The sequence below is a fragment of the Telluria sp. Soil_C_11 genome (assembly GCF_057657395.1).
In genome coordinates, this window is record NZ_JBDGIN010000059.1 from 1 (window position 1) to 518 (window position 518).

General features: G+C 52.9%; 1 rRNA gene. It reads left to right on the top strand.

From position 1 onward, the window contains the following. Positions 1-518, top strand: a 23S ribosomal RNA gene (locus AC3A6M_RS24855); the annotation flags it as partial.

Consider the following 518-nt stretch of genomic DNA (forward strand, 5'->3'; position numbering starts at 1 on the left):
CGTAATAGCTCACTGATCGAGTCGTCCTGCGCGGAAGATGTAACGGGGCTAAGCCAGTCACCGAAGCTGCGGATATCCTTTATTGGATATGGTAGGAGAGCGTTCTGTAAGCCTGCGAAGGTGTCTTGTAAAGGATGCTGGAGGTATCAGAAGTGCGAATGCTGACATGAGTAGCGATAAAGAGGGTGAAAAGCCCTCTCGCCGAAAGCCCAAGGTTTCCTGTTCAACGTTCATCGGAGCAGGGTGAGTCGGCCCCTAAGGCGAGGCAGAGATGCGTAGCTGATGGGAAGCAGGTTAATATTCCTGCACCGTCGTATGATGCGATGGGGGGACGGATCGCGGAAGGTTGTCTGACTGTTGGAATAGTCAGTTTCTGGTTCATAGAAGGCGCTTAGGCAAATCCGGGCGCAGGATTCAAGGGATCGGGACGAGCGGCTTTATGCTGCGAAGCAATCGGAAGTGGTTCCAAGAAAAGCCTCTAAGCTTCAGTCATACGAGACCGTACCGCAAACCGACAC